The sequence below is a fragment of the Pseudomonas sp. NFPP12 genome, from assembly GCF_900103205.1.
In the GTDB taxonomy this organism is placed as follows: domain Bacteria; phylum Pseudomonadota; class Gammaproteobacteria; order Pseudomonadales; family Pseudomonadaceae; genus Aquipseudomonas; species Aquipseudomonas protegens.
On record NZ_FMWW01000005.1, the window covers coordinates 470478 to 496444 of the forward strand.

26 protein-coding genes and 1 pseudogene are annotated in these 25967 nt (G+C 62.6%); 18 read left to right on the forward strand and 9 right to left on the reverse strand.

Features of this window, described 5'->3' with window-relative positions:
• Positions 1-121: 121 nt before the first annotated feature.
• Positions 122-1546 carry an aminotransferase-like domain-containing protein gene (locus tag BLS75_RS23330; RefSeq protein ID WP_011064214.1) on the forward strand — a complete coding sequence of 475 codons (1425 nt, stop codon included), beginning with the start codon at positions 122-124 and terminating at the stop codon, positions 1544-1546.
• A 66-nt stretch (positions 1547-1612) separates the two neighbouring features.
• Positions 1613-3181 carry a phospholipase D family protein gene (locus tag BLS75_RS23335; RefSeq protein ID WP_011064215.1) on the forward strand — a complete coding sequence of 523 codons (1569 nt, stop codon included), beginning with the start codon at positions 1613-1615 and terminating at the stop codon, positions 3179-3181.
• Between the two features lie 4 nt (positions 3182-3185).
• Here the strand turns inward: BLS75_RS23335 and BLS75_RS23340 are convergent, their stop codons facing one another.
• Together BLS75_RS23340 and BLS75_RS23345 are read right to left on the reverse strand one after the other, a co-directional pair.
• Complete coding sequence (locus BLS75_RS23340) at positions 3186-4331, reverse strand: MFS transporter (RefSeq protein ID WP_072451862.1); 1146 nt, start codon at positions 4329-4331, stop codon at positions 3186-3188.
• 128 nt (positions 4332-4459) lie between these two features.
• On the reverse strand, positions 4460-5953 hold the full coding sequence (locus BLS75_RS23345; protein ID WP_011064217.1) for an aldehyde dehydrogenase: 1494 nt from the start codon (positions 5951-5953) through the stop codon (positions 4460-4462).
• Between the two features lie 238 nt (positions 5954-6191).
• On the opposite strand from BLS75_RS23345, the gene BLS75_RS23350 reads away from it, so the two are divergent.
• A complete protein-coding gene (locus tag BLS75_RS23350) occupies positions 6192-6554 on the forward strand; it encodes a cupin domain-containing protein (RefSeq protein WP_015637468.1) in 363 nt (120 codons plus the stop codon).
• Positions 6555-6612: 58 nt separating this feature from the next.
• On the opposite strand, the gene rpmG is transcribed toward BLS75_RS23350, so the two are convergent.
• Both rpmG and rpmB read right to left on the reverse strand, forming a co-directional pair.
• Entirely contained in the window at positions 6613-6768 is a 156-nt protein-coding gene (rpmG, locus tag BLS75_RS23355; RefSeq protein WP_003177274.1) for a 50S ribosomal protein L33, read from the reverse strand.
• Positions 6769-6779: 11 nt separating this feature from the next.
• Entirely contained in the window at positions 6780-7016 is a 237-nt protein-coding gene (gene rpmB, locus BLS75_RS23360; protein WP_011064219.1) for a 50S ribosomal protein L28, read from the reverse strand.
• A gap of 475 nt (positions 7017-7491) precedes the next feature.
• Between rpmB and BLS75_RS23365 the strand changes: the two genes are divergently transcribed.
• Entirely contained in the window at positions 7492-9075 is a 1584-nt protein-coding gene (locus tag BLS75_RS23365) for an ABC transporter substrate-binding protein (RefSeq protein WP_072451863.1), read from the forward strand.
• A gap of 48 nt (positions 9076-9123) precedes the next feature.
• Here the strand turns inward: BLS75_RS23365 and radC are convergent, their stop codons facing one another.
• Positions 9124-9798 carry a RadC family protein gene (gene radC / locus BLS75_RS23370; RefSeq protein ID WP_011064221.1) on the reverse strand — a complete coding sequence of 225 codons (675 nt, stop codon included), beginning with the start codon at positions 9796-9798 and terminating at the stop codon, positions 9124-9126.
• A gap of 132 nt (positions 9799-9930) precedes the next feature.
• On the opposite strand from radC, the gene coaBC reads away from it, so the two are divergent.
• The 4 genes and pseudogenes from coaBC to argB all read left to right on the forward strand — a co-directional run bounded on the left by coaBC (position 9931) and on the right by argB (position 14189).
• Entirely contained in the window at positions 9931-11139 is a 1209-nt protein-coding gene (gene coaBC, locus BLS75_RS23375; RefSeq protein ID WP_072451864.1) for a bifunctional phosphopantothenoylcysteine decarboxylase/phosphopantothenate--cysteine ligase CoaBC, read from the forward strand.
• Positions 11140-11144: 5 nt separating this feature from the next.
• A complete protein-coding gene (gene dut, locus BLS75_RS23380) occupies positions 11145-11600 on the forward strand; it encodes a dUTP diphosphatase (RefSeq protein WP_011064223.1) in 456 nt (151 codons plus the stop codon).
• Between the two features lie 300 nt (positions 11601-11900).
• Positions 11901-13259, forward strand: a pseudogene (locus BLS75_RS23385) (phosphomannomutase/phosphoglucomutase); the annotation flags it as partial.
• Between the two features lie 24 nt (positions 13260-13283).
• On the forward strand, positions 13284-14189 hold the full coding sequence (argB, locus tag BLS75_RS23390; RefSeq protein WP_011064225.1) for an acetylglutamate kinase: 906 nt from the start codon (positions 13284-13286) through the stop codon (positions 14187-14189).
• 151 nt (positions 14190-14340) lie between these two features.
• On the opposite strand, the gene pyrE is transcribed toward argB, so the two are convergent.
• Positions 14341-14985, reverse strand: a complete 645-nt coding sequence (pyrE, locus tag BLS75_RS23395; RefSeq protein ID WP_072451865.1) for an orotate phosphoribosyltransferase — start codon at positions 14983-14985, stop codon at positions 14341-14343.
• 81 nt (positions 14986-15066) lie between these two features.
• Between pyrE and BLS75_RS23400 the strand changes: the two genes are divergently transcribed.
• On the forward strand, positions 15067-15846 hold the full coding sequence (locus BLS75_RS23400; RefSeq protein ID WP_011064227.1) for an exodeoxyribonuclease III: 780 nt from the start codon (positions 15067-15069) through the stop codon (positions 15844-15846).
• Positions 15847-15907: 61 nt separating this feature from the next.
• Here the strand turns inward: BLS75_RS23400 and BLS75_RS23405 are convergent, their stop codons facing one another.
• Entirely contained in the window at positions 15908-16276 is a 369-nt protein-coding gene (locus BLS75_RS23405) for a DUF4870 domain-containing protein (RefSeq protein ID WP_011064228.1), read from the reverse strand.
• A 30-nt stretch (positions 16277-16306) separates the two neighbouring features.
• Positions 16307-17029, reverse strand: a complete 723-nt coding sequence (gene rph / locus BLS75_RS23410) for a ribonuclease PH (RefSeq protein ID WP_011064229.1) — start codon at positions 17027-17029, stop codon at positions 16307-16309.
• A 272-nt stretch (positions 17030-17301) separates the two neighbouring features.
• On the opposite strand from rph, the gene BLS75_RS23415 reads away from it, so the two are divergent.
• The 6 genes from BLS75_RS23415 to BLS75_RS23440 all read left to right on the forward strand — a co-directional run bounded on the left by BLS75_RS23415 (position 17302) and on the right by BLS75_RS23440 (position 22592).
• Positions 17302-18165 carry a YicC/YloC family endoribonuclease gene (locus BLS75_RS23415; RefSeq protein ID WP_015637471.1) on the forward strand — a complete coding sequence of 288 codons (864 nt, stop codon included), beginning with the start codon at positions 17302-17304 and terminating at the stop codon, positions 18163-18165.
• A 10-nt stretch (positions 18166-18175) separates the two neighbouring features.
• Positions 18176-18796 carry a guanylate kinase gene (gene gmk / locus BLS75_RS23420; protein ID WP_011064231.1) on the forward strand — a complete coding sequence of 207 codons (621 nt, stop codon included), beginning with the start codon at positions 18176-18178 and terminating at the stop codon, positions 18794-18796.
• Between the two features lie 168 nt (positions 18797-18964).
• Positions 18965-19228 carry a DNA-directed RNA polymerase subunit omega gene (gene rpoZ, locus BLS75_RS23425; protein WP_007921129.1) on the forward strand — a complete coding sequence of 88 codons (264 nt, stop codon included), beginning with the start codon at positions 18965-18967 and terminating at the stop codon, positions 19226-19228.
• 57 nt (positions 19229-19285) lie between these two features.
• Entirely contained in the window at positions 19286-21391 is a 2106-nt protein-coding gene (gene spoT, locus BLS75_RS23430; protein ID WP_072451866.1) for a bifunctional GTP diphosphokinase/guanosine-3',5'-bis pyrophosphate 3'-pyrophosphohydrolase, read from the forward strand.
• A 24-nt stretch (positions 21392-21415) separates the two neighbouring features.
• Positions 21416-21796 (forward strand): RidA family protein, encoded by a 381-nt coding sequence (locus BLS75_RS23435; protein ID WP_007921133.1) that lies wholly within the window; start codon positions 21416-21418, stop codon positions 21794-21796.
• A 55-nt stretch (positions 21797-21851) separates the two neighbouring features.
• On the forward strand, positions 21852-22592 hold the full coding sequence (locus tag BLS75_RS23440) for a hypothetical protein (RefSeq protein WP_011064233.1): 741 nt from the start codon (positions 21852-21854) through the stop codon (positions 22590-22592).
• A 121-nt stretch (positions 22593-22713) separates the two neighbouring features.
• Here the strand turns inward: BLS75_RS23440 and BLS75_RS23445 are convergent, their stop codons facing one another.
• Positions 22714-23571 carry an SDR family oxidoreductase gene (locus BLS75_RS23445; RefSeq protein ID WP_072451867.1) on the reverse strand — a complete coding sequence of 286 codons (858 nt, stop codon included), beginning with the start codon at positions 23569-23571 and terminating at the stop codon, positions 22714-22716.
• 190 nt (positions 23572-23761) lie between these two features.
• Here BLS75_RS23445 and exbB point away from each other — a divergent pair, with 190 nt between their 5' ends.
• Genes exbB through BLS75_RS23460 form a run of 3 tightly spaced genes read left to right on the forward strand, consistent with a single transcriptional unit; the run spans position 23762 to position 25956 of the window.
• The gene (gene exbB / locus BLS75_RS23450) at positions 23762-24772 is read left to right on the forward strand and encodes a tonB-system energizer ExbB (RefSeq protein WP_072451868.1); all 1011 of its coding nucleotides are present in this window, start codon (positions 23762-23764) and stop codon (positions 24770-24772) included.
• 6 nt (positions 24773-24778) lie between these two features.
• Positions 24779-25207, forward strand: a complete 429-nt coding sequence (gene exbD, locus BLS75_RS23455; RefSeq protein WP_011064236.1) for a TonB system transport protein ExbD — start codon at positions 24779-24781, stop codon at positions 25205-25207.
• On the forward strand, positions 25204-25956 hold the full coding sequence (locus BLS75_RS23460) for an energy transducer TonB family protein (protein WP_011064237.1): 753 nt from the start codon (positions 25204-25206) through the stop codon (positions 25954-25956). Before exbD ends, BLS75_RS23460 begins: the two co-directional genes overlap by 4 nt.
• Positions 25957-25967: the final 11 nt, after the last annotated feature.

Sequence of the window (25967 nt, forward strand, 5' to 3'; positions counted from 1 at the left end):
AACCATTACAGACTCAATACAGCAGTATTAACTCCATACAGTTTTGCCAAAAATCCTGCTGAATCCTGTATTTTTGCCCCATCTGTACCGGTCCTCGCGCCCCCCACTACGAGCCAATGCCATGACCCTCTACGTCAACCTCGCCGAACTCCTGGGCACCCGCATTGAGCAGGGCTTCTACCGCCCCGGCGATCGACTGCCCTCCGTGCGCGCCCTGAGCGTCGAGCACGGGGTCAGCCTGAGTACCGTGCAGCAGGCCTACCGCCTGCTGGAAGACAACGGCCTGGCGATGCCCAAGCCCAAGTCCGGCTACTTCGTGCCGCCCAGCCGCGAACTGCCCGCCCTGCCCGCCGTTGGCCGCCCGGCCCAGCGGCCGGTAGAGATCTCGCAGTGGGACCAGGTGCTGGAACTGATTCGCGCCGTGCCGCGCAAGGACGTGGTGCAACTGGGCCGCGGCATGCCGGACATCACCACACCCACCCTCAAGCCTCTGCTGCGGGCCCTGGCTCGCCTCAGCCGGCGCCAGGACATGCCAGGCCTGCACTACGACAACATCTACGGCGTGCTGGAGCTGCGCGAGCAGGTCGCGCGGCTGATGCTGGATTCCGGCTGCCAGCTGGGGGCCGGCGACCTGGTGATCACCACCGGCTGCCACGAGGCGCTGTCCACCAGCATTCGCGCCATCTGCGAACCGGGGGACATCGTCGCCGTGGACTCGCCGAGCTTCCACGGCGCCATGCAGACCCTCAAGGGCCTGGGCATGAAGGCCCTGGAGATCCCCACCGACCCCATTACCGGAATCAGTCTGGAAGCCCTGGAACTGGCTTTGGAACAGTGGCCGATCAAGGCCATACAGTTGACACCCAACTGCAACAACCCCCTGGGCTACATCATGCCGGAGCCGCGCAAGCGGGCACTGCTGACCCTGGCGCAGCGCTTCGACGTGGCGATCATCGAGGACGATGTGTATGGCGAACTGGCCTACACCTACCCGCGCCCGCGCACCATCAAGTCCTTCGACGATGATGGCCGGGTGCTGCTGTGCAGCTCGTTCTCGAAAACCCTGGCCCCAGGCCTGCGCATCGGCTGGGTGGCGCCCGGCCGCTACCTGGAACGTGTACTGCACATGAAATACATCAGCACCGGTTCCACGGCCCCGCAGCCCCAGGTAGCCATCGCCGAGTTTCTCAAGAGCGGCCACTTCGAGCCGCATTTGCGCAAGATGCGCACCCAGTACCAGCGCAATCGTGACCTGATGCTCGATTGGGTCAGCCGCTACTTCCCCGCCGGCACTCGCGCCAGCCGGCCACAGGGCAGTTTCATGCTGTGGATCGAACTCCCCGAGGGCTTTGATGCTCTGAAGCTCAACCGAGTGCTGCTCGAGCAAGGGGTGCAGATTGCTGTGGGCAGCATCTTTTCCGCCTCGGGTAAGTACCGCAATTGCCTGCGGATGAACTACGCTGCCAAGCCAACCGCGCAGATCGAAGACGCGGTACGCAAGGTCGGCGCTGCAGCCATCAAGCTGCTCAGTGAAACCTCGGACTGACCCCGACCCGAAGCAGGAAGCCAGCCGTCCCATGCCAACCCGTGCCGTGATGCGAGATGACCTGACTTGAACCCTATACAGGCCTTCACCTGGCTTCTGCTGCTGAGCCTCGGGCTGGGCGGCTGCGCTACCCGCGAGGTCCCGTACCAACCCAGCCAGGCCCTGCCCGCCCGTGATTCGGGCTTTGCCCAGTCGATCCGGGCCCAGGCCGCGCCCTACCAGGGGCGTTCCGGCTTTCGCCTGCTACCCAACAGCACCGAAGCGTTCATGGCCCGCGCCGAGCTGATCCGCAACGCGCAAAGCAGCCTCGACCTGCAGTACTACATCGTCCACGACGGCATCAGCACCCGCATGCTGGTGGACGAACTGCTCAAGGCCGCCGACCGTGGCGTGCGGGTACGCATCCTGCTGGACGACACCACCAGCGACGGCCTGGACCAGATCATCGCCACCCTGGCCGCCCATCCGCAGATCCAGATCCGCCTGTTCAACCCTCTGCACCTGGGCCGCAGCACCGGCCTGACCCGGGCCATGGGCCGCCTGTTCAACCTGTCGCAGCAGCATCGGCGGATGCACAACAAGCTCTGGCTGGCAGACAACAGCGTAGCCATCGTCGGCGGGCGCAACCTGGGGGATGAATACTTCGACGCCCAGCCCAACCTGAACTTCACCGACATCGACATGTTCAGCGTGGGGCCGGTGGCCGAGCAACTGGGCCACAGCTTCGACCAGTACTGGAACAGCGCCCTGAGCCGCCCCATCGGCGAGTTCCTGTCCAGCACACCTTCCGCCAAGGCGCTGGACAACACCCGGCTGCGCCTCGAGGAATCCTTGCAGGACAGCCGCCGGCAGAACCAGGCGCTGTACCGGCAGTTAATGACCTACCAGACCCAGCCGCGCATGGACATCTGGCGCAAGGAACTGATCTGGGCCTGGAACCAGGCCCTGTGGGACGCTCCGGCCAAGGTCCTGGCCAAGGGTGACCCCGACCCGCACCTGCTGCTCACCACCCAGCTGGCACCGGAACTGAGCGGGGTCGGCAAGGAACTGATCATGATCTCGGCCTACTTCGTTCCGGGGCAGCCCGGGCTGGTGTACCTGACCGGGCGCGCGGACGCCGGAGTCTCGGTGAGCCTGTTGACCAACTCCCTGGAAGCCACCGACGTGCCAGTGGTGCATGGCGGCTATGCGCCCTATCGCAAGGCATTGCTGGAACATGGAGTGAAGCTCTACGAACTGCGCCGACAACCCGGCGAGCGCGGTGGCAGCGGGCCGCACCTGTTCCACAGCGGCTCCTACAAGGGCTCCGACTCCAGCCTGCACAGCAAGGCGATGATCTTCGACCGACGAAAGAGCTTCATCGGCTCGTTCAACTTCGACCCCCGTTCGGTGCTGTGGAACACCGAGGTCGGGGTGCTGGTGGACAGCCCCGAGCTGGCTGAACATGTCCGCGCTCTGGCCCTGCAGGGGATGGCGCCGGCCCTGAGCTACCAGGTCAAGCTGCTGGACGGCAAGCTGGTCTGGGTGACCGAGGACCAGGGCCAGTTGCACAGCCTGGGCCATGAACCCGGCAACTGGTGGCGCCGCTTCAATGCCTGGCTGAGCACCCGCATCGGCCTGGAACGCATGCTCTGAGTGGCTACAACGCAGCCTGGGCCTCGCCAAAGGCCCCCTGGCGCAGCAGCAGGACAAGCAAGCCAAAAGCCCCGGCCGCCACCAGCAGCAACATGGCGTGGCCGCTCACCCACTGGCTGCCGGCCCCTGCCACCAGCGGCCCGATCAGGCAGCCAATGCCCCAGAGCTGCGCCACATGGGCATTGGCCCGCACCAGTGCGTCATCGCGGTAACGCTCGCCGATCAGGATCAGCGACAAGGTGAACAAGCCCCCGGCGCTGGCCCCGAACAACACCCACAGTGGCCAGATCAGCACGGTGCCCAGCAACAGCGGAATGGCCAGGCTGGAACACAGCAGGATCACCGCGCAGCCGGTGAACAGGCCGCGCCGGGAAATCCGATCCGCCAGGGCGCCAATCGGCAGCTGCAAAAGTGCATCCCCCACCACCACGGTGCTGACCATGGCCAGGGCAACGTCTTGGGTGAACCCCTGACTCAAGCAATACACCGGCAGCAGGGTCAGAATCAGCGCCTCGAAAGTAGCGAACAATGCAACTGCCCAGGCAATCGCCGGCAACTTCTGACAGAAGTGCCACAGGTCAAACAGGGTCACGCTGCACGACTCGGTGCTCGGCGCCCCGCCGCGCCCCAGCAGCAGGAGCGGTGATACCACCAGCAAACCCACCGCGGTCCAGAAACCGTAATCATGCTCAGTACCCAGCACGCCCAACAGCAGCGGCCCGGCCAACTGGCTCAAGGCATAGCTTGCGCCATACAGCGCCACCAGCCGGCCACGCCACTGCTCCACCACCAGCTGATTGATCCAGCTTTCCCCCAGAATGAAGATGATGGTCAGGACCACTCCCAGTATCAGGCGCAGCACCAACCACAACGGATAGCTGGGCAGCAGCGCCAGCAAGGCAATGGAGATCGCCCCGCCCCACAGGCACAGGCGCATCAGGCCGGCGGTGCCGAAGCGCGCCGCCAGGCGGCTGGAGATCTTCGCCCCGAGCAACACGCCAATGGCCGGCATCGCCGCCACCACGCCAATTGCAAAAGGCCCGTAGCCCCAGCTTTCGAGACGAAACGACACCAGGGGCATGGTCACGCCCAGGGCCAGGCCGACACTCAAGACTGCGGCCAAAACGGCGAAATAGGTCGCCCAACGCATTTCCACGCTCCTGTGGATCATTGTTTCACAAGGCACAGACAACACAGCCGGACTCCCCTTGCGGAAAGTCCGGCTGCGCTATGGATCGACATCAGGCGGGGGCACTGCCCCGCCTCAAACGACACGACTCAGAGCTTGATCCAGGTGGCTTTCAGCTCGGTGTACTTGTCGAACGCATGCAGCGACTTGTCGCGACCGTTGCCCGACTGCTTGAAGCCGCCGAACGGCGCGGTCATGTCGCCGCCGTCGTATTGGTTGACCCAGACGCTGCCGGCACGCAGGGCCTTGGCGGTCTGGTGGGCCTTGGAGATGTTGGCGGTCCACACCGCAGCTGCCAGGCCGTAAGGCGTGTCGTTGGCAATCTGGATCGCCTCTTCCACGCTGTCGAAGGCGATCACCGACAGTACGGGGCCGAAGATCTCTTCCTGGGCGATTTTCATCGCGTTGCTGACACCATCGAAAATGGTCGGCTCGACGTAGGTGCCACCGGTTTCTTCCAGGGTGCGCTTGCCACCGGCCACCAGCTTGGCGCCATCGGCATGCCCGGCTTCGATGTAGGACAGCACGGTGTTCATCTGCTGGGTGTCCACCAGGGCACCGACATTGGTGGCCGGATCCAGCGGGTTGCCCGGCTTCCAGCCCTTGAGGGCCTCGATCACCAGCGGCAGGAATTTGTCCTTGATGGAGCGCTCCACCAGCAGGCGCGAGCCGGCGGTGCAGACTTCGCCCTGGTTGAAGGCAATGGCGCTGGCAGCGGATTCGGCGGCGGCCTGCAGGTCCGGAGCATCGGCGAACACGATGTTCGGGCTCTTGCCGCCGGCTTCCAGCCACACGCGCTTCATGTTGGATTCGCCGGAGTAGACCAGCAACTGCTTGGCGATCTTGGTGGAGCCGGTGAACACCAGGGTGTCCACGTCCATGTGCAGGGCCAGGGCCTTGCCGACGGTGTGGCCGTAGCCTGGCAGTACGTTGAACACGCCCGCCGGAATCCCGGCTTCCACTGCCAAGGCAGCGATGCGGATGGCGGTCAGCGGGGATTTTTCCGAAGGCTTGAGGATCACCGAGTTACCGGTGGACAGCGCCGGGCCCAGTTTCCAGCAAGCCATCATCAGGGGGAAGTTCCACGGCACGATGGCCGCGACCACGCCTACCGGCTCACGGGTGACCAGGCCCAACTGGTCGTGAGGGGTGGCAGCGACTTCATCGTAGATCTTGTCGATGGCCTCGCCGCTCCAGCTCAGGGCCTGGGCGGCGCCGGGAACGTCGATATCCAGGGAGTCGCTGATGGGCTTGCCCATGTCCAGGGTTTCCAGGAGCGCGAGTTCTTCAGCGTGCTGCTTCAACAGGCCGGCAAAGCGGATCATCACCGACTTGCGCTTGGCCGGCGCCAGGCGCGACCAGGCGCCGGAGTTGAAGGTGGCGCGGGCGTTTTCCACGGCGCGCTGGGCATCGGCGGCATCACAGCTGGCGATGGTCGCCAGTACGCGACCGTCTACCGGGCTGATGCATTCGAAGGTGTCGCTGGAAGCCGATGCGGTGTATTCGCCGTTGATGTAGGCACGACCTTCGATTTTCAGGTCGCGGGCACGTTGTTCCCAGTCGGCACGAGTCAGGGTGGTCATACGAGTGTCCTCCTCTTATTTGTATACAAGCGCCATGCGAACTACGCCGGCACTGCTGAAGAATTCTGCCCGGCCAGCCTGTTTTCGGCCAAAGGCACCCGCCACCCTAAACCAGCGACACCTGTACTTTCAATATATTTGACAAAGCCCGGGCAAACGCCATTGCTATGTGCATTTTAATAAACATAGACTTTGGCCTTCATAGCCACTCGCGCCGCAATCACGGGGGAATACAACAATGAGCATCCATAACGTCGTCGACTTCAGCCAGGCCACCACCGAGGGCGAACGCTACCGCCCCGCTGCGGAAAAAATCCTCAAGGGCGACCCCGAGCAGGCGGTGTTCAACCATTACGCCAGCCCGTGCGGCCAGCTCAATGCCGGGATCTGGGAAGGCGCGGTGGGCCAGTGGACGGTGAACTTCACCGAACACGAATACTGCGAGATTCTCCAGGGCGTATCGGTACTGCGTGATCACGACGGCAATGCCAAGACTCTGCGGGTCGGCGACCGCTTCGTGATCCCGGCCGGCTTCAAGGGCACCTGGGAAGTGCTGGAGCCCTGCCGCAAGGTCTATGTGGCCTTCGAACAGAAAGCCTGAATCCCGGGCACAAAAAAACCCGCTTGAAGGCGGGTTTTTTTGTCAGAAGAAAAATCAATTACTTGATTTTGCCTTCCTTGTAGATCACGTGCTTGCGAACAACCGGATCATATTTCTTGATCTCGATTTTGTCCGGAGTAGTACGCTTGTTCTTGTCGGTAGTGTAGAAGTGACCAGTACCGGCGCTCGAGATCAAACGAATCAATTCACGCATGATTAGCTCCCTTAAACCTTGCCGCCATCGCGACGGATTTCGGCCAGCACGACATCAATGCCGCGCTTGTCGATGATACGCATGCCTTTGGCAGATACGCGCAGACGCACAAAACGTTTCTCGGACTCAACCCAGAAGCGGTGATGCTGCAGGTTCGGCAGGAAACGACGACGGGTTTTGTTGTTTGCGTGGGAAATGTTATTCCCAGTCACCGGACCCTTACCGGTAACTTGACAGACTCTAGACATGCCTCAGCCCTCTAAAACCACATGCCCAACCCGGCATGGGTTGGCCGCTTAATCTCTCAGTCATTTGGCGCCAGGCGCCGCGTTTCTTTAGGGTCTTACCGGCTACACCTACAAGCGAAGGAACCGGGCCCCTAGAAAAGAGCGCTGCTTTATACCAGAAAGACCCCAGAGCAACAACAACCGCTGTGCCCAGGATGACGAAAAGTCCTGATTTTCTTGCGCCGGACGCCTGCGGCAAAGGCTACCGCAGAAATCTACCGCTCGTCGCAGAATATATTTCTCCCGAAACCCCCGGCACAAAACCGCCATTGGGCGCGGTCATGCCTGCGGAAAATCACGCCTGGAACCCCGGCCGAGCCCGAGGTTTCGTCACTCGATACAAAAGGGATAGTCATTTTACAAAGAGCCCACTAGGGTAAGGCATTTCCAGACTGCACTCGCAGATGGGCTTTCGATCTGCACAAGGAACCCGACCATGCGTCTTGCCGCCCTCCCGCTCCTGCTCGCCCCTCTCCTGAGCCCCCTGGCCCAGGCTGCCGCGCTGAGCGTCTGCACCGAAGCCAGCCCGGAGGGCTTCGACGTGGTGCAGTACAACTCACTGACCACCACCAACGCATCCGCCGACGTGCTGATGAACCGCCTGGTGGAGTTCGACGCCGGTAGCGGCAAGGTAGTCCCCAGCCTTGCCGACATCTGGGAGGTCTCTGCCGACGGCCTGACCTACGTGTTCAAGCTGCACCCCAAGGTCAAGTTCCACCGCACCGAGTATTTCAACCCCAGCCGCGAGCTGACCGCCGAAGACGTCAAGTTCAGCTTCGAGCGCATGCTCGACCCGGCCCATCCGTGGCACAAGATCGCCCAGAGCGGCTTTCCCCACGCCCAATCCCTGCAGTTGCCCAGCCTGATCAAGAAGATCGATGCCCTGGACCCGTTGACCGTACGCTTTACCCTGGACCACGCCGATTCGACCTTCCTCGCCACCCTGAGCATGGGCTTCGCCTCGATCTACTCGGCGGAGTACGCCGAGCAACTGCTCAAGGCCGGCACCCCGGAGAAGCTCAACAGCCAGCCGATCGGCAGCGGCCCATTCATCTTCGGGCGCTTCCAGAAAGACGCCTCGATCCGCTACAAGGCCAACCGCGACTACTTTGCCGGCAAGCCTGCGGTCGATTCGCTGATCTTTGCCATCACCCCGGACGCCAACGTGCGCCTGCAGAAGCTGCGCCGCAACGAGTGCCAGATCGCGCTGTCGCCCAAGCCCCTGGATGTCCAGGCCGCCAGCGAGGATCCGGCACTGAAGGTCGAGCACACCGCAGCCTTCATGACCGCCTTCGTCGCCATCAACAGCCAGCACCCACCCCTGGACAAACCCGAGGTACGCCAGGCAATCAACCTGGCCTTCGACAAGGGCAGCTACCTCAAGGCGGTCTTTGAAGGCACCGCCGAAGCCGCCAACGGCCCTTACCCGCCCAATACCTGGAGCTACGCCAAGGACCTGCCCGGGTACGCCCACGACCCGGAAAAGGCTCGCCAACTGCTGGCCAAGGCTGGCCTGAAGAACGGCTTCCAGACCACCATCTGGACCCGCCCTTCTGGCAGCCTGCTCAACCCCAACCCCAGCCTGGGCGCACAGTTGCTGCAATCGGACCTGGCCCAAGTGGGGATCCAGGCGGAAATCCGCGTGATCGAATGGGGTGAACTGATCCGCCGCGCCAAGGCCGGCGAGCACGACCTGCTGTTCATGGGCTGGGCTGGCGACAACGGCGACCCGGATAACTTCCTCTCGCCACAGTTCACCTGCGCCGCCGTCAAGTCCGGCACCAACTTCGCCCGCTACTGCGACCAGAACCTGGATAAGCTGATCACGGCCGGCAAGACCACCAGCGAACAGGGTGTGCGCAGCAAGCTGTACCAACAGGCCCAGACCCAGATCCAGCAGCAGGCGCTGTGGCTGCCCCTGGCACACCCGACCGCTTTCGCCCTGACTCGCAAGCAGGTCGAGGGCTACCAGGTGAGCCCCTTCGGGCGCCAGGACTATTCGAAAGTCAGCATCAAGTGAACTGCCGGCCGGCTTCAAGGCCCACCCAGACCTTGAAGCCGGTCGCATTCAGATCCAGCCGTACTCGGCCATCGACAGCGGGTCGCCCTCCCCCACGATGAAGTGGTCCAGCACCCGCACATCGATCAACTCCAGTGCCTCCTGCAAACGTCGGGTCACTACCCGGTCGGCCGGGCTGGGCTCGCAAATGCCTGACGGGTGGTTGTGGCAGAGGATCACCGCCGCTGCATTGTGCGCCAAGGCGCGCTTGATCACCTGCCGCGGGTACACCGTGGTGCTGTCGATGGAGCCCTGAAACAGCACTTCGAAGGTCAGTACACGATGCCGCGTGTCGAGAAACAGGCAACCGAACACTTCATGGGGCTCGTGGCGCAGCATCGACTTCAGGTAATCGCGCACCACCAGCGGGTTCTCCAACGCGGACTGGCGATGCAGTTTCTCCGCCAGATGCCGGCGGGCCATTTCCAGCACCGCCTGCAACAAGGCGTACTTGGCCGGGCCCAGCCCCAGTTGGCGGGTGAAGGTCAGTTGATCGGCCTCCAGCAGCCTGCGCAGGCTGCCAAAGCGCCGCAACAGATGCCGCGCCAGGTCCACCGCGCTTTTACCGGCCACCCCGGTGCGCAGGAAAATAGCCAGTAGCTCGGCGTCGGAAAGGCTGATGGCGCCCTGCTCCAGAAGCCGTTCCCGCGGACGCTCCGCCGCGGGCCAGTCACGAATACTCATCACACCTCCCTGTGCATGGCGCCGCTGTTCGACAGCGGGCGCTGTGCTATCTTAGCCCCCTCTTTTTTGCGTGGTATTTCACCTGGGGAGGGGGCATGCCACGCAGCAATCACTGAACGGAAAGACAGGCCTATGCAGCGGCTGTATCGGAAACGCATCGTGCTCGGCGTCGGCGGCGGCATTGCCGCCTACAAGAGCGCGGAGCTGGTTCGCCGACTCCTCGACCAGGGCGCCGAAGTGCGCGTGGTCATGACCCGGGGCGGCAGTGAATTCATTACCCCGCTGACCCTGCAAGCGCTCTCCGGGCACCCGGTCCACCTCGACCTGCTGGACCCGGCTGCCGAAGCCGCCATGGGCCATATCGAGCTGGCCAAGTGGGCCGACCTGGTGCTGATCGCGCCGGCCACCGCGGACCTGATTGCCCGCCTGGCCCAGGGCATTGCCGACGATCTGCTGACCACCCTGGTGCTGGCCACCGATGCCATCGTCGCCATCGCCCCGGCGATGAATCAGGCCATGTGGCGCGACCCTGCCACCCAAGCCAACACCCAACTGCTGCAAAGCCGTGGCCTGAAGGTCTTCGGCCCGGCTTCCGGCAGCCAGGCCTGTGGCGATGTCGGCCTGGGCCGCATGCTGGAGGCCAACGACCTGGCCCAGTGCGCCGCCGATTGCTTCCAACATCTGGCGCTGACCGGCAAGCACCTGCTGATTACCGCCGGGCCGACCCAGGAAAACATCGATCCGGTGCGCTACATCACCAACCATAGCTCAGGAAAAATGGGCTTCGCCCTGGCCGAGGCTGCGGTTGAAGCCGGTGCCCGGGTGACCCTGATCACCGGGCCGGTACACCTGCCAACCCCCGATAGAGTCACGCGGATCGACGTTGTCAGCGCCCGGGACATGCTCGCGGCCTGTGAATCGGCGATCCCATGCGACGTTTTCATCGCCTCTGCGGCGGTCGCGGACTACCGACCGGAAGTCGTCGCCCCACAGAAATTAAAGAAAGACCCTACGAAAGGTGACGGCCTGTTGCTGCAGATGGTGCGCAACCCGGACATCCTGGCCACCATTGCCAGCCGTCCGGATCGGCCTTTCAGTGTCGGTTTCGCCGCAGAAACCGAAAACTTGCTCGACTACGCTGCACGCAAATTGAAGGACAAGAACCTCGATCTGATCGTCGCCAACGACGTTGCCAACCCGAGCATTGGCTTCAACAGCGAGGAAAACGCCTGCAGCGTGATTGACCGGGAGTTGCACGCAACTCTCTTCGCCCAGACCAGCAAGGGCAAGATTGCCCGCCAGCTGATCTCTTTTATCGCCGAACGGCTGAACCAGGTTTAACTCGCATGCACGCTTTACAAGCCAAGATCCTCGACCCACGCATCGGCAACGAATTCCCTCTGCCGCAGTACGCCACGCCGGGCTCCGCCGGCCTCGACCTGCGAGCGATGCTCAAGGAAGACACCCTTCTGGAGCCAGGCCAGACGCTGCTGATCCCTACCGGGCTGTCGGTCTACATTGGCGACCCGGGCCTGGCGGCTCTGATCCTGCCCCGCTCCGGCCTGGGCCATAAGCACGGCATCGTGCTGGGCAACCTGGTGGGCCTGATCGACTCGGACTACCAAGGCGAACTGATGGTGTCCTGCTGGAACCGTGGCCAGACCGCCTTCAACATCGCCGTCGGCGAGCGCATCGCCCAACTGGTGCTGGTGCCTGTGGTCCAGGCGCATTTCGAAGTGGTCGAAGCCTTTGATGAAAGCCAGCGTGGCGCAGGTGGCTTCGGCCACTCCGGCAGCCACTGATCTGCCTCGCGGAGTGGGCAGCCTGCCCGCTCCGCCCCCTTGCGAGAGCAATCAAGGACCGAGGACCAGCATTTTTTTGCAGGGCGCCTGGCCCCCGCCAGGCCTGGCTGCTGACCGGTTCCGGAGGGGACGGAGCCCGTCAGATGGCACTTTCGCAGTACGAACTCTATGCTGAAAACGCCGTCATACCCTTCAGTTTGAGCCTGCCGGCCTGTCCTCCCACGGCCGTACTGCACCCCTTCAGATGGAGCACCCTCAGTGATGAGCAACGCAGCTAAAGTCGCCCCGAAATTCCCCGACAGCATCTTCCGCGCCTACGACATCCGCGGCGTTGTACCGCAAACCCTGACCGCTGAAACCGCCTACTGGATCGGCCGCGCCATCGGCTCCCAGAGCCTGGCCCAGGGTGAACCGAACGTCTCCGTGGGCCGCGATGGCCGCCTGTCAGGGCCGGAACTGGTGGCGCAACTGATCCAGGGCCTGCACGACAGCGGCTGCCACGTCAGCGACGTCGGCCTGGTGCCGACCCCGGCCCTGTATTACGCGGCCAACGTACTGGCCGGCAAGTCCGGCGTAATGCTCACCGGCAGCCACAACCCCTCGAACTACAACGGTTTCAAGATCGTCATCGCCGGCGACACCCTGGCCAACGAACAGATCCAGGCCCTGCACGAGCGCCTCAAGAGCAACAACCTGAGCAGCGCCCAGGGCAGCGTCACCCAGGTCGACATCCTGCCGCGCTACGCCGAGGAGATCATCCGTGACGTCAAGCTGGCCCGCCGCCTGAAAGTCGTGGTGGATTGCGGCAACGGCGCCGCCGGGGTGATTGCCCCACAATTGATCGAAGCCCTGAACTGCGAAGTGATCCCGCTGTTCTGCGAAGTGGACGGCAACTTCCCCAACCACCACCCGGATCCAGGCAAGCCCGAGAACCTCGAGGACCTGATTGCCAAGGTCAAGGAAACCGGCGCCGACCTGGGCCTGGCCTTCGACGGCGACGGCGACCGCGTCGGCGTGGTGACCAACACCGGCAGCATCGTCTTCCCCGACCGCCTGCTGATGCTGTTCGCCAAGGACGTGGTGGCGCGCAACCCGGATGCGGAGATCATCTTCGACGTCAAATGCACCCGACGCCTGATTCCGCTGATCAAGGAATATGGCGGTCGCCCGCTAATGTGGAAGACCGGTCACTCGTTGATCAAAAAGAAAATGAAGCAGACCGGCGCTCTGCTGGCCGGCGAAATGAGCGGCCATGTGTTCTTCAAGGAACGCTGGTTCGGCTTCGACGACGGCATTTATAGCGCCGCACGGTTGCTGGAGATCCTCAGCAAGGAAAAATCCACCGCGGAAGAGCTGTTCGCCACCTTCCCGAACGATATTTCTACGCCGGAAATCAATATCCATGTGACCGAAGAGAGCAAATTCAGCATCATTGACGCCCTGCACGACGCGCAGTGGGGTGCAGGCGCCGACCTGACCACCATTGACGGGGTGCGGGTCGACTATGCCAAGGGCTGGGGCCTGGTTCGCGCCTCCAACACCACCCCTGTGCTGGTGCTGCGCTTCGAGGCTGATGATGCAGCCGAACTGCAGCGCATCAAGGATGTGTTCCACACCCAGCTGAAACGTGTTGCACCTGATCTCCAACTACCGTTTTGATTGTTTGAAGCACCGGAGCCCTGAATGACCATCGAACGCGATGCCGCCGCCAATACCGCCAAGGTCCTATCCGAAGCGCTGCCTTATATTCGCCGCTATGTCGGCAAGACCCTGGTGATCAAGTACGGCGGCAACGCTATGGAAAGCGAGGAGCTGAAAACCGGCTTCGCCCGCGACATCGTGCTGATGAAGGCTGTCGGGATCAACCCGGTGGTGGTGCACGGTGGCGGCCCGCAGATCGGTGACCTGCTCAAGCGCCTTTCCATTGAAAGCCACTTCGTCGATGGCATGCGCGTGACCGATGCGCAAACCATGGACGTGGTGGAGATGGTCCTCGGTGGCCAGGTCAACAAGGACATCGTCAACCTGATCAACCGTCACGGCGGCAGCGCCATCGGCCTGACCGGCAAGGATGCCGAGCTGATCCGGGCGAAAAAACTTACAGTGACCCGCCAGACGCCGGAAATGACTACCCCGGAAATCATCGATATCGGCCATGTGGGCGAAGTGGTCGGGATCAACACCGACCTGCTGAACCTGCTGGTCAAGGGTGATTTCATCCCGGTGATCGCACCGATCGGGGTCGGCGCCAACGGCGAGTCCTACAACATCAACGCCGATCTGGTGGCTGGCAAGGTGGCCGAAGCATTGAAAGCCGAAAAGCTGATGCTGCTGACCAACATCGCCGGCCTGATGGACAAGTCGGGCAAGGTCCTCACCGGCCTGAGCACCCAGCAGGTCGACGAGCTGATCGCCGACGGCACCATCTACGGCGGCATGCTGCCGAAAATCCGCTGCGCGCTGGAAGCCGTGCAAGGCGGGGTCGGCAGTTCGCTGATCATCGACGGTCGCGTGCCCAACGCGATTCTGCTGGAGATCTTCACCGATACGGGTGTCGGCACCCTGATCAGCAACCGCAAGCGTCCTTAAGCACCAGGCACAAAAAAGCCCCCGCCCGGGATCCCGGGCGGGGGCTTTTTTATCGACGCAATCTTTGTGGGAGCCGGCTTGCCGGCGAAGGCACTCACGCGAGCAACTCAAGGCCCAAAGGCCTCTTCGCCGGCAAGCCGGCTCCTACAGGTCAGATTCCGTACTGCGCGCGGTAGGCTTCCACCGCCGGCAGATGCTGCTTGAGCGCCGAATCATCCGCCAGGAACTGCAGGACCTGGGTCAGGGAGACAATGCTCACCACCGGAATGCCGAAGTCACGCTCGACCTCCTGGATCGCCGACAACTCGCCGTTGCCGCGTTCCTGACGGTTCAGGGCGATCAGCACCCCGGCCGCCTTGGCGCCGTCCTGGGACTCGATGATCTGCATCACTTCGCGGATCGCCGTGCCGGCGGTGATCACGTCGTCGATGATCAGCACATCGCCGGTCAAGGGAGCCCCCACCAGGCTGCCGCCTTCGCCGTGAGCCTTGGCTTCCTTGCGGTTGAAGCACCAAGGCAGATCGCGCTGGTGATGCTCGGCAAGCGCCACCGCAGTGGCCGCCGCCAGAGGAATGCCTTTATAGGCCGGGCCAAACAGCACATCGAAGGGAATGCCGCTTTCGACGATCGCCGCGGCGTAGAAACGCCCCAGCTGGGCCAGCGCCGAACCGCTGTTGAACAGGCCGGCATTGAAGAAGTAAGGGCTGGTGCGCCCGGACTTCAGGGTGAACTCACCGAAGCGCAAAACCCCGCGATCGATGGCAAAACGAATGAAATCGCGCTGATACGCCTGCATGAAAAAACCCCAGATACCACGGATTTAGCTAATTAGGTAGAGCTCGGGTATCATACACGCACGTGATTTTTGGGGCCATTTATGCGGATCATCAGTGTGAACGTCAATGGTATTCAGGCTGCAGTGGAGCGTGGTTTGCTCAGTTGGCTGCAGGCACAGAATGCCGACGTCATCTGCCTGCAGGACACCCGCGCCTCTGCCTTTGAACTGGACGACCCAGCCTTCCAACTGGATGGCTACTTCCTTTATGCCTGCGATGCCGAAGTCCCTGCCCAAGGCGGTGTGGCTTTGTATTCGCGGTTGCAGCCGAAGGCGGTCATCAGCGGCCTCGGCTTCGAGACAGCCGATCGTTACGGGCGCTACCTGCAAGCCGATTTCGACAAGGTCAGCATCGCGACCTTGCTGCTTCCATCAGGGCAGAACGGCGATGAAGACTTGAACCAGAAGTTCAAGCTAATGGACGATTTCGCCCGTTATCTGGATAAACAGCGGCGCAAACGTCGCGAGTACATTTATTGTGGCTCGCTGTACGTGGCGCAACAGAAGCTGGATATCAAGAACTGGCGCGACAGCCAGCAATCTCCGGGCTTCCTGGCACCTGAGCGTGCCTGGATGGACGAGATCATTGGCAACATGGGTTATGTCGACGCATTGCGTGAAGTCAGCCGTGAAGGCGACCAGTACAGCTGGTGGCCGGACAACGAACAGGCCGAGATGCTGAACCTGGGCTGGCGTTTCGACTACCAGTTGCTGACTCCCGGCCTGCGTCGCTTTGTCCGCAGCGCTCGCCTGCCGCGCCAGCCACGCTTCTCGCAGCACGCACCGCTGATCGTGGACTATGACTGGACGCTGACCATCTAAGCGTCCTTTCACCGCCACAAAAAAGCCGACATCGCTGTCGGCTTTTTTGTGCTTGCTCGAGCTACTTGATCAGGCGCCAGGTGAAGGGGTAGCGATAAGGCACCCCTTCGCCAGCCTTGACTCCGCCGATGATGGTCAGCACCAGGGCTCCGATCGCCAGCAGGCCGAACATGAAGAACCCGATCACCACGATCATCAACAGGAAGCACACCGCCGACGCAATGGCGACGGTCAGCTGGAAGTTCAGTGCTTCCTTGCCCTGGGCATCGATAAAGGGATCGGTTTCGCGCTTCATCTGCCAGAGAATCAACGGTCCGATCAGTGTGCCGAAAGGAACCCAGATCCCCAGCAAGGCGGACAGGTGACAAAACATCGCCCATTGCCGGACTTCGTGGCTCGGCGTAGGCAGCGGCAGTTGTTCATCACTCATGGTGCTCTCCTTGCTGAAGACCTGCGCCCATCAATCGGCGAGCGCGGCTTGCTGCAGTTGGAAAATCTCGTTCATGCCTTGCTGGGCCAGGGCCAGCATCGCATTCAGTTCAGCCGGCTGGAACGGCGCACCTTCGGCAGTGCCCTGCACTTCGATGAAACCACCGGTGCTGGTCATCACAACGTTGAGGTCGGTTTCGGCAGCCGAGTCTTCCAGATAATCCAGGTCCAGGACCGGTTCGCCCTGGTACATGCCGACGGATACCGCGGCGATCATCTGCTTCAGCGGATCGCCGCCTTTCAGGCCACCGCGCTTCTTGATCACTTTCAAGGCGTCGACCAGGGCCACCATGGCGCCAGTGATCGATGCGGTACGAGTACCGCCGTCGGCCTGGATCACGTCGCAATCGACATACAGGGTGACGTCACCCAGCTTGGACATGTCCAGTGCGGCGCGCAGCGAACGGCCGATCAGGCGCTGGATCTCCAGGGTCCGACCGCCCTGCTTGCCACGGCTGGCTTCGCGCTGGTTACGCTCGCCGGTAGCCCGCGGCAGCATGCCGTACTCGGCAGTCAGCCAACCCTGGCCCTGGCCCTTGAGGAAGCGCGGCACACCGTTCTCGACGCTGACCGTGCAGATCACTTTGGTATCACCGAACTCGACCAGTACAGATCCCTCGGCGTGTTTGGTGTAGTTGCGGGTGATGCGGATCGAGCGGAGCTGATCGGCGGCGCGACCACTTGGACGTTTCATAGGGGAACACCTGTACGGGGACGGAAAACTGCCGAGCATTATAAAGCCCGCAACCGCGCCAGGGCACGCCTAAAAAGGTCAAAGGAGCATTTACACCGCGGATGAGTCCTGTTGCGACGAGCTGCAATGCATTGGCAGCACCAGGGTTTGGGGGCTCCGACCGCACTGCGCTACAATCCTGCGCCTTCGCAGCCTGTCGGCTTCAATTCATCTTTATCAGGCCCGCCCAACCCCCTCACGGTTGGTGCCGGCGCTGAATCGGAGGTACCTCCATGGTGCACAGCATGACCGCCTTCGCCCGGGTAGAACGGGCAGGCACTCAGGGCACCCTGAGCTGGGAACTGCGCTCGGTCAACAGCCGCTACCTGGAGCCGCACCTGCGTTTGCCGGAAGCCTTTCGCGACCTTGAAGGCGCGGTCCGCGAAGCCCTGCGCCAGGGCCTGTCCCGTGGCAAGGTCGAGTGCACCTTGCGCTTCATCGAGGAAACCGCCGGCAAACCGCTGCAGGTGGATCGCGAGCGCGCCGCGCAACTGGTCGCCGCCGCCGAGTCCGTCGCCAGCCTGATCAAGCAGCCGGCCGCGCTCAACCCGCTGGAAGTCCTGGCCTGGCCGGGCGTACTGGTGGCCGACGCCACTGACCCGCAAGCCTTGAACAGTGACGCCCTGGCCCTGTTCAACCAGGGTTTGAAGGAACTGAAGAACGGCCGCGAACGGGAAGGCGCCGAACTGGCCAGGCTGATCGACGAACGCCTGTCCTCCATCGAGGAAGACGTGGCGACCCTGCGTGAACTGGTCCCGCAGATGCTCGCGACCCAGCGCCAGAAGATCCTCGACCGCTTCGCCGACATGCAAGCTGAGCTGGACCCGACCCGTCTCGAACAGGAGATGGTGCTGCTGGCACAGAAAAGCGACGTCGCCGAAGAACTGGACCGCCTGAGCACCCACATCATTGAAGTACGTCGCGTGCTCAAGTCCGGCGGCGCGGCCGGGCGGCGCCTGGACTTCCTGATGCAGGAACTCAACCGCGAAGCCAACACACTGGGCTCCAAGGCCTTCGACCCGCGCAGCACCCAAGCTGCGGTCAACCTCAAGGTGTTGATCGAGCAGATGCGCGAACAAGTGCAGAACATTGAGTAAGGCAACTGACATGACCCACAGCACCGGCACCCTGTACATCATTTCCGCGCCGTCGGGCGCGGGCAAGAGCAGCCTGGTCAAGGCCCTGACCGACGCCAAACCGGAGATTCGCGTCTCGGTCTCCCACACCACCCGTGCCATGCGCCCCGGTGAGGTGGACGGCGTGAACTATCACTTCGTCTCCCGCGAGACGTTCGTGAAGATGGGTGAGCACGGGGACTTCCTGGAGCGCGCCGAAGTGTTCGGCAACCTCTACGGAACCTCGCAAAGCCACCTGCAGCAAACCCTGGACGCAGGTCACGACCTGATTCTGGAAATCGACTGGCAAGGCGCGGAACAAGTACGCAAGCTGATGCCCCAGGCCCGTTCGATCTTCATCCTGCCACCGTCCTTGCAAGCCCTGCACCAGCGCCTGACCAACCGTGGGCAGGACAGTGACGAGGTCATCGACGGGCGGATGCGCGAAGCCGTCAGCGAAATGAGCCACTACGTCGACTACGACTATCTGATCATCAACGACGATTTCGCCCACGCGCTGGGCGACCTGAAGGCGATTTTCCGCGCCAATCAGCTGCAACAGAAACGCCAGCAGCAGCGTTTCGGCAAATTGCTGGCTGAACTCCTGGGTTAAAACAGCACTTCCCAAAACCGCTGCAAGCGCTTTACATTGGCACTTGCAGCGCGTTGAAGGGCTTGGTTAAAAAATCAGCGCTTCCCTTAACGCTGGTGATTTTTTAAACTGTCGAGTCCGCTCGCCCATCCGGGCAGCGCGCATATTGCATTTGCTACGAGGAAGACCATGGCCCGCGTAACCGTTGAAGACTGCCTAGAACACGTGGATAACCGCTTTGAGCTGGTCATGCTCTCTACCAAGCGTGCCCGTCAACTGGCCACCGGCGGCAAAGAGCCGAAAGTAGCATGGGAAAACGACAAGCCTACCGTTGTCGCCCTGCGCGAAATCGCTGAAGGCCTGATCGACTACGCAGCCATCGCCGAAGCCGAAATCGTTGAAGATGAGCCGCTTTTCGCTGCTTTCGAGGACGAGTCCAACGAGGCCGTCTGAGCCTATGCCTGGTCGACGTAGCACGGCGCGGGATCACAGCTTACGGCAGGAGACATCATGCCGAGCATAGACGCCCTCGCCGCTCGCTTATCGACCTATCTCGGCACGGACCAGGTCAATCTGGTCCGCCGAGCGTATTTCTACGCCGAACAAGCCCATGACGGTCAACGCCGTCGCAGCGGCGAGGCGTACGTCACGCACCCACTCGCGGTAGCGAACATTCTTGCCGACATGCACATGGACCATCAGAGCCTGATGGCCGCGATGCTGCATGACGTCATCGAAGACACCGGCATCGCCAAGGAAGCGCTCAGCGCGCAGTTCGGCGAAACCGTGGCCGAATTGGTGGATGGGGTCAGCAAACTGACCCAGATGAACTTCGAAACCAAGGCCGAAGCCCAAGCGGAAAACTTCCAGAAGATGGCCATGGCCATGGCCCGCGACATTCGCGTGATCCTGGTCAAGCTGGCCGACCGCCTGCACAACATGCGCACCCTGGAAGTACTTTCCGGCGAGAAGCGTCGGCGGATCGCCAAGGAAACCCTGGAGATCTACGCCCCCATCGCCAACCGCCTGGGCATGCATGCCATCCGCATCGAATTCGAAGACCTGGGCTTCAAGGCGATGCACCCGATGCGTTCCGCGCGGATCTACCAGGCGGTCAAGCGCGCCCGGGGCAACCGCAAGGAAATCGTCAACAAGATCGAGGAATCCCTCAGCCACTGCCTGGCCATCGACGGCATCCAGGGCGAGGTCAGCGGTCGCCAGAAGCACCTGTACGGCATCTACAAGAAGATGCGCGGCAAGCGTCGGGCCTTCAACGAGATCATGGACGTCTATGCGTTCCGCATCATCGTCGACAAGGTAGACACCTGCTATCGCGTACTCGGCGCTGTACATAATTTGTACAAGCCGCTGCCGGGACGCTTCAAGGACTACATCGCCATTCCCAAGGCCAACGGCTATCAGTCGCTGCATACCACGCTGTTCGGCATGCACGGAGTACCGATCGAGATCCAGATTCGTACCCGGGAAATGGAAGAAATGGCCAATAACGGCATCGCCGCCCACTGGCTGTACAAATCCAGTGGCGACGAACAGCCCAAAGGCACTCACGCCCGCGCCCGCCAATGGGTCAAGGGCGTGCTGGAAATGCAGCAACGCGCCGGCAACTCCCTGGAATTCATCGAGAGCGTGAAGATCGACCTGTTCCCGGACGAGGTCTACGTGTTCACGCCCAAAGGCCGGATCATGGAGCTGCCCAAAGGCTCCACCGCGGTGGACTTCGCCTACGCGGTTCACACCGACGTCGGCAACAGCTGCATCGCCTGCCGGATCAATCGTCGCCTGGCGCCGCTGTCCGAACCCCTGCAAAGCGGTTCCACAGTGGAAATCGTCAGCGCCCCGGGCGCGCGCCCGAACCCGGCCTGGCTGAATTTCGTGGTCACCGGCAAGGCCCGCACCCATATCCGCCATGCTCTCAAGCTGCAGCGCCGCTCCGAGTCCATCAGCCTCGGCGAACGCTTGCTGAACAAGGTGCTCAACGGCTTCGACAGCTCCCTGGAAAAGGTCCCGGCCGAACGCATCCAGGCGATTCTCCAGGAATACCGCCTGGAACTGATCGAAGACCTGCTGGAAGACATCGGCCTGGGTAACCGCATGGCCTACGTTGTGGCGCGCCGCCTGCTGGGCGAAGGCGAACAGCTGCCAAGCCCGGAAGGCCCGCTGGCAATCCGCGGCACCGAAGGCCTGGTGCTGAGCTACGCCAAGTGCTGCACGCCGATCCCGGGCGATCCGATCGTCGGCCACCTGTCCGCCGGCAAGGGGATGGTGGTGCACCTGGACAACTGCCGCAATATCAGCGAAATCCGCCATAACCCGGAAAAGTGCATCCAGCTCTCCTGGGCCAAGGATGTCACCGGCGAATTCAACGTCGAACTGCGCGTAGAACTGGAACACCAACGCGGCCTGATCGCGCTGCTGGCCAGCAGCGTCAACGCCGCCGACGGCAACATCGAGAAAATCAGCATGGACGAACGCGATGGTCGCATCAGCGTGGTCCAACTGGTGGTCAGCGTGCACGACCGCGTACACCTGGCCCGCGTGATCAAGAAACTGCGCGCCCTGACCGGGGTCATCCGCATCACCCGCATGCGTGCGTAGCCCGTCCATTACAAGGAGTCATTCATGACCAAGACAGTTATCACCAGCGACAAGGCACCTGCTGCCATCGGCACCTACTCCCAGGCGATCAAGGCTGGCAACACCGTCTACATGTCCGGCCAGATCCCTCTGGACCCCAAGACCATGGAGCTGGTGGAAGGCTTCGAAGCCCAGACCGTCCAGGTGTTCGAAAACCTCAAGTCGGTAGCCGAGGCCGCTGGCGGTTCGTTCAAGGACATCGTCAAGCTGAACATCTTCCTCACCGACCTGAGCCACTTCGCCAAGGTCAACGAGATCATGGGCAAGTATTTCCAACAGCCTTACCCAGCCCGCGCCGCCATTGGCGTGGCCGCCCTGCCAAAGGGTGCACAGGTTGAAATGGATGCCATTCTGGTCATCGAGTAACACCCGCGGCGCAGCCCTCAAGGCTGCGCCGTTTTCGTTCTGAAAGGATTTCATCATGCGCCAAGCGCTAGCTGTTTCGCTGCTCGCCGTACTGCTCGGCGGTTGTGCCAGCGACCCCGCCAAAAACGATGTGGGCGGCATCTGGATCAATCAGGTAGCGATCGACGCAGCCTCCAAGGGCGGCCCTTTGCGTGAAGCCCTCCAGGCCTACGGCCCGAACCTGGAATGGGAGCTCAATACCAAGGCTGGCCAGGCCCGCTACACCAACGGTTTCGAAACCGTCGAAGGCAAGATCATCGGCGACGGTTCCAGCACTGCAAAAGTCGAGTTCTATGGCAGCGCCGCCACCGACTTGAAGCGCAACGGCAAGCAACTGCTGCAAGTGGCCAACGACAATGAGCCCGAGCAGGTCTTCGACCGCCCCAAAGACCCCGCCCCCGAAGGCGCGCCGCTAGGCGCCAACTTCGAGCGCGCCTTGTACTCGGCGTATCTGGGTGGCAAGTGGAAGATCGTCAACGGACCGGGCCTGGGCAACGAAGTGCAGTTCCAGGCAAACGGCGCCGTCCAGGGCCTGCCGGGCGCCGATCGCTACGCCTTGTGCCTGGCTGGCGACTGCGCCTCGATGAGCGGCGGCAACGATAGCATCTGGCTGCAGCTCAACGGCCAGGGCAACTCCTGGATCTTCGTGCGCAAGGATCAACAGCTGGAGATCTTCCAGGCGGTGAATACCGCCCTGGCGGATGAAGTGCCCTCGCTGACGCCGGGCAGCCAGCAGTGGTTGCTGGAAAAGCAGTAACTACCCTGTAGCCGCTGCCGCAGGCTGCGACAAGGTCCACAGGACCTTCGGCCTGTCGGCAGCGACGCCCTCGGGAAGCCGGTCGCAGCCTTCGACCGCGACCCCAAGCTGCTCGGGCAACTTAGCCCTGCGTCGTCAAAATCGCTGCATAACCTTCGCGATAACTCGGATAGCGCGGCACCCAGCCCAGCGCCCTGGCCCGGGCATTGCTGCAACGCTTGCTGCCGGTACGACGCACGCTGGCATCGTCCGCCCATTCGGTGACGCCCAGGTAATCGCGCAGCCAGTCGACGACCTCTGCCAGGGGCGCGGGCGCATCGTCCACGCCGATATAGCAATCATCCAGCGCCGTGCCACTGCGGTCCGCCTTGAGCAGGAACGCCAGCAGGCCCGCGGCATCGTCCGCGTGAATACGGTTGCCGTACAGCGGCGGCCCGATCGCCACGCGATAACCCCGGCGCACCTGGGTCAGCAGCCACTCGCGACCCGGGCCATAGATGCCGGTCAAGCGCACCACAGTGGCGGGAATACCGCTGCCCAGAGCCACCTGCTCGGCTTCCAGCATCATGCGTCCGGAGTAGGCCTGGGCCTCGGCCACGGAAGCCTCGTCGACCCACTCACCGTCCTTCTGCTCATAAACGCTGCTGCTGGAGACAAACAGCAAACGCTTGGGCGCCTGGCCGCGCTGCTTGAGCCAGCCCAGTACATGCTGCAGACCATCGACATAAGCCGCGCGATATCCGGCTTCGTCATGCTCGGTGGCCGCCGCGCAATACACCAGATAGTCCGGCGACTTCTGCGGCCATTGCCCGGGGCATTGCTCGCTGAACAGGTCACCTGCAATGCCCACCACCCCCTGTGGCAAGCGCGATACGTTGCGACGCAGGCCGTAAACCTGCCATTGCTCGGCCAGCAGTTGAGTCGCCAGGCGACTCCCGACATCACCGCAACCGGCGATCAATACAGAGGGGGAGGACATCAGAAAACTCCTTTGGGAAAGGTCAAGACTAGCCCTCGCACTGGACGAACGGCTAGCAATCAAGGAAAAAAAGATACTCTATTACTTCTGTTAACAAGAATTACTTGCAATAATAACCGCCCATTTTGTTCTCGGCCCTGCGAGGCCTAGAAGGACATTTCACCCTTTTCTCCTCTCAGGTCCGGCCAGCATGACAAGCAACCAACTCTCCGTCTCGCCAACCAAATGCCCAAGCCCGCTGCGCGCCATGAGCGCGGTTGCAGCGCTGTTGTGCAGCCTGCTGCTGGCACCGACCGCAGCCTTTGCCGACCAGCACGCCCCAGCCACCGCCGCAGCCCCTGCCCCTGCCGCGACCGCTCCAGCCGCTGAACATACGGCCACCGACCCGACCGCTCCAGCCGCAGCCCCAGTGGCCGGCGAGCCAGTCCAGGCCGAAGGCCAGCCCGCTATCGGCGAAGACGCTCCTGAGGTCCTGGAGGCCGACAACACCCTGGGCATGGCCCATGACCTGTCGCCGTGGGGCATGTACCAGAACGCCGACATCATCGTGAAACTGGTGATGATCGGCCTGGCCATCGCCTCGATCATCACCTGGACCATCTGGATCGCCAAAGGCTTCGAGCTGATGGGTGCCAAGCGCCGCCTGCGCAGTGAAATCGCCGCACTGAAAAAGGCCACCACCCTCAAGGAAGCCAGCGCCACCGCCACCAAGGAGGGCACCCTGGCCAACCTGCTGGTGCACGACGCCCTGGAAGAGATGCGCCTCTCGGCCAACAGCCGCGAGAAGGAGGGCATCAAGGAGCGCGTCAGCTTCCGCCTGGAGCGCCTGGTGGCTGCCTGCGGCCGCAACATGAGCAGCGGCACCGGCGTGCTGGCCACCATCGGTTCCACCGCGCCGTTCGTCGGCCTGTTCGGCACCGTGTGGGGCATCATGAACAGCTTCATCGGCATCGCCAAAACCCAGACCACCAACCTTGCCGTGGTTGCCCCGGGTATTGCCGAAGCCCTGCTGGCCACCGCCCTGGGCCTGGTTGCCGCGATTCCCGCGGTGGTGATCTACAACGTCTTCGCTCGCTCCATCACCGGCTACAAGGCCCAGGTCACCGACGCCTCGGCCGAGGTCCTGCTGCTGGTCAGCCGCGACCTGGATCACCAGCCGAACGAGCGCTCCGCACAACCGCACATGGTGAAAGTGGGGTAATCAGCCATGGGCTTGCATTTGAAAGAAGGCGCAGGCGACGACCTGGCCGAAAACCACGAGATCAACGTCACGCCGTTCATCGACGTGATGCTGGTGCTGCTGATCATCTTCATGGTGGCCGCACCGCTGGCCACCGTGGACATCAAGGTCGACCTGCCCGCCTCCAGCGCCAAGCCGGCGCCGCGGCCGGAAAAACCGGTGTTCCTCAGCGTCAAGGCCGACAAGCGCCTGTTCCTCGGCGAAGACGAAGTCAAGGCTGAAACCCTTGGCGCCATCCTCGACGCCCGGACCCAGGGCAAGAAAGACACGACCATCTTCTTCCAGGCCGACAAAGGTGTGGATTACGGCGACCTGATGAGTGTGATGGACACCCTGCGGGCGGCCGGCTACCTGAAAGTCGGCCTGGTCGGACTTGAGACGGCAGCCAAGAAATGATCACGACGCGCCAAAGACTGACGCGTTACAGCGGTAGCCTGGCGGTGGTGTTGGGCGTCCATGGGTTGGCGATCCTGCTCGCCCTCAACTGGTCCAAGCCACAGCCCATGCCCATTCCCCCCCAAGCCATGGTGGTGGAATTGGCACCTGCCCCTGTGCCGCCTCCACCGGCGCCGCCGAAAGTGGTGACCCCACCACAACCGCCGGCCCCCGTGGAAGAACTGCCGCTGCCGAAACTGGCCGAAGCGCCGAAGCCGACCATCTCGGTACCCAAGCCGGTGAAGCAGAAGCCCAAGCCGCAACCGCCAAAGCCGGTGGTCAAGCCTGAACCGCCCAAGGAAAAGCCCTCCGAGGAAAAGCCCAGCGACGCTCCGGTCACACCGGCTCCGTCCAAGCAGCCCGCTCCTGCGACCCCTGGCCCGTCACCGGCCCAGGCCGCCGCCAAGGCTAACTGGCAGGGGGAATTGCAGGCGCACCTGGCCAAGTACAAGCGCTATCCGAGCGAGGCTCAGCGTCGAGGCAAGGAAGGCACCAACTCCCTGCGCTTCGTCGTCGATGCCGAAGGCAAGGTGCTGTCCTATGAGCTGGTAGGCAGGTCGGGCAACGCCGATCTGGACCGGGCCACCCTGGACATGATCCGTCGTGCCCAGCCGCTGCCCAAGCCACCGGCAGACATGCTCAACAACGGCAGCGTGGAAATCACCGCCTCGTACAACTACGAGATCGACCGCAGCCGCGGCCGCCGCTGATCCACCGCAAG

Coding starts and splice junctions, on each gene's coding strand:
- BLS75_RS23440 (WP_011064233.1), top strand. CDS start 21,852: ATGCGCCAAGCGCTAGCTGTTTCGCTGCTCGCCGTACTGCTCGGCGGT.
- argB (WP_011064225.1), top strand. CDS start 13,284: ATGACCATCGAACGCGATGCCGCCGCCAATACCGCCAAGGTCCTATCC.
- BLS75_RS23460 (WP_011064237.1), top strand. CDS start 25,204: ATGATCACGACGCGCCAAAGACTGACGCGTTACAGCGGTAGCCTGGCG.
- rpmB (WP_011064219.1), bottom strand. CDS start 7,016: ATGTCTAGAGTCTGTCAAGTTACCGGTAAGGGTCCGGTGACTGGGAAT.
- BLS75_RS23365 (WP_072451863.1), top strand. CDS start 7,492: ATGCGTCTTGCCGCCCTCCCGCTCCTGCTCGCCCCTCTCCTGAGCCCC.
- exbB (WP_072451868.1), top strand. CDS start 23,762: ATGACAAGCAACCAACTCTCCGTCTCGCCAACCAAATGCCCAAGCCCG.
- rph (WP_011064229.1), bottom strand. CDS start 17,029: ATGAAACGTCCAAGTGGTCGCGCCGCCGATCAGCTCCGCTCGATCCGC.
- BLS75_RS23340 (WP_072451862.1), bottom strand. CDS start 4,331: ATGCGTTGGGCGACCTATTTCGCCGTTTTGGCCGCAGTCTTGAGTGTC.
- pyrE (WP_072451865.1), bottom strand. CDS start 14,985: ATGCAGGCGTATCAGCGCGATTTCATTCGTTTTGCCATCGATCGCGGG.
- BLS75_RS23415 (WP_015637471.1), top strand. CDS start 17,302: ATGGTGCACAGCATGACCGCCTTCGCCCGGGTAGAACGGGCAGGCACT.
- gmk (WP_011064231.1), top strand. CDS start 18,176: ATGACCCACAGCACCGGCACCCTGTACATCATTTCCGCGCCGTCGGGC.
- dut (WP_011064223.1), top strand. CDS start 11,145: ATGCACGCTTTACAAGCCAAGATCCTCGACCCACGCATCGGCAACGAA.
- rpmG (WP_003177274.1), bottom strand. CDS start 6,768: ATGCGTGAATTGATTCGTTTGATCTCGAGCGCCGGTACTGGTCACTTC.
- BLS75_RS23345 (WP_011064217.1), bottom strand. CDS start 5,953: ATGACCACCCTGACTCGTGCCGACTGGGAACAACGTGCCCGCGACCTG.
- coaBC (WP_072451864.1), top strand. CDS start 9,931: ATGCAGCGGCTGTATCGGAAACGCATCGTGCTCGGCGTCGGCGGCGGC.
- BLS75_RS23445 (WP_072451867.1), bottom strand. CDS start 23,571: ATGTCCTCCCCCTCTGTATTGATCGCCGGTTGCGGTGATGTCGGGAGT.
- BLS75_RS23350 (WP_015637468.1), top strand. CDS start 6,192: ATGAGCATCCATAACGTCGTCGACTTCAGCCAGGCCACCACCGAGGGC.
- radC (WP_011064221.1), bottom strand. CDS start 9,798: ATGAGTATTCGTGACTGGCCCGCGGCGGAGCGTCCGCGGGAACGGCTT.
- BLS75_RS23330 (WP_011064214.1), top strand. CDS start 122: ATGACCCTCTACGTCAACCTCGCCGAACTCCTGGGCACCCGCATTGAG.
- rpoZ (WP_007921129.1), top strand. CDS start 18,965: ATGGCCCGCGTAACCGTTGAAGACTGCCTAGAACACGTGGATAACCGC.
- BLS75_RS23400 (WP_011064227.1), top strand. CDS start 15,067: ATGCGGATCATCAGTGTGAACGTCAATGGTATTCAGGCTGCAGTGGAG.
- BLS75_RS23405 (WP_011064228.1), bottom strand. CDS start 16,276: ATGAGTGATGAACAACTGCCGCTGCCTACGCCGAGCCACGAAGTCCGG.
- spoT (WP_072451866.1), top strand. CDS start 19,286: ATGCCGAGCATAGACGCCCTCGCCGCTCGCTTATCGACCTATCTCGGC.
- BLS75_RS23435 (WP_007921133.1), top strand. CDS start 21,416: ATGACCAAGACAGTTATCACCAGCGACAAGGCACCTGCTGCCATCGGC.
- exbD (WP_011064236.1), top strand. CDS start 24,779: ATGGGCTTGCATTTGAAAGAAGGCGCAGGCGACGACCTGGCCGAAAAC.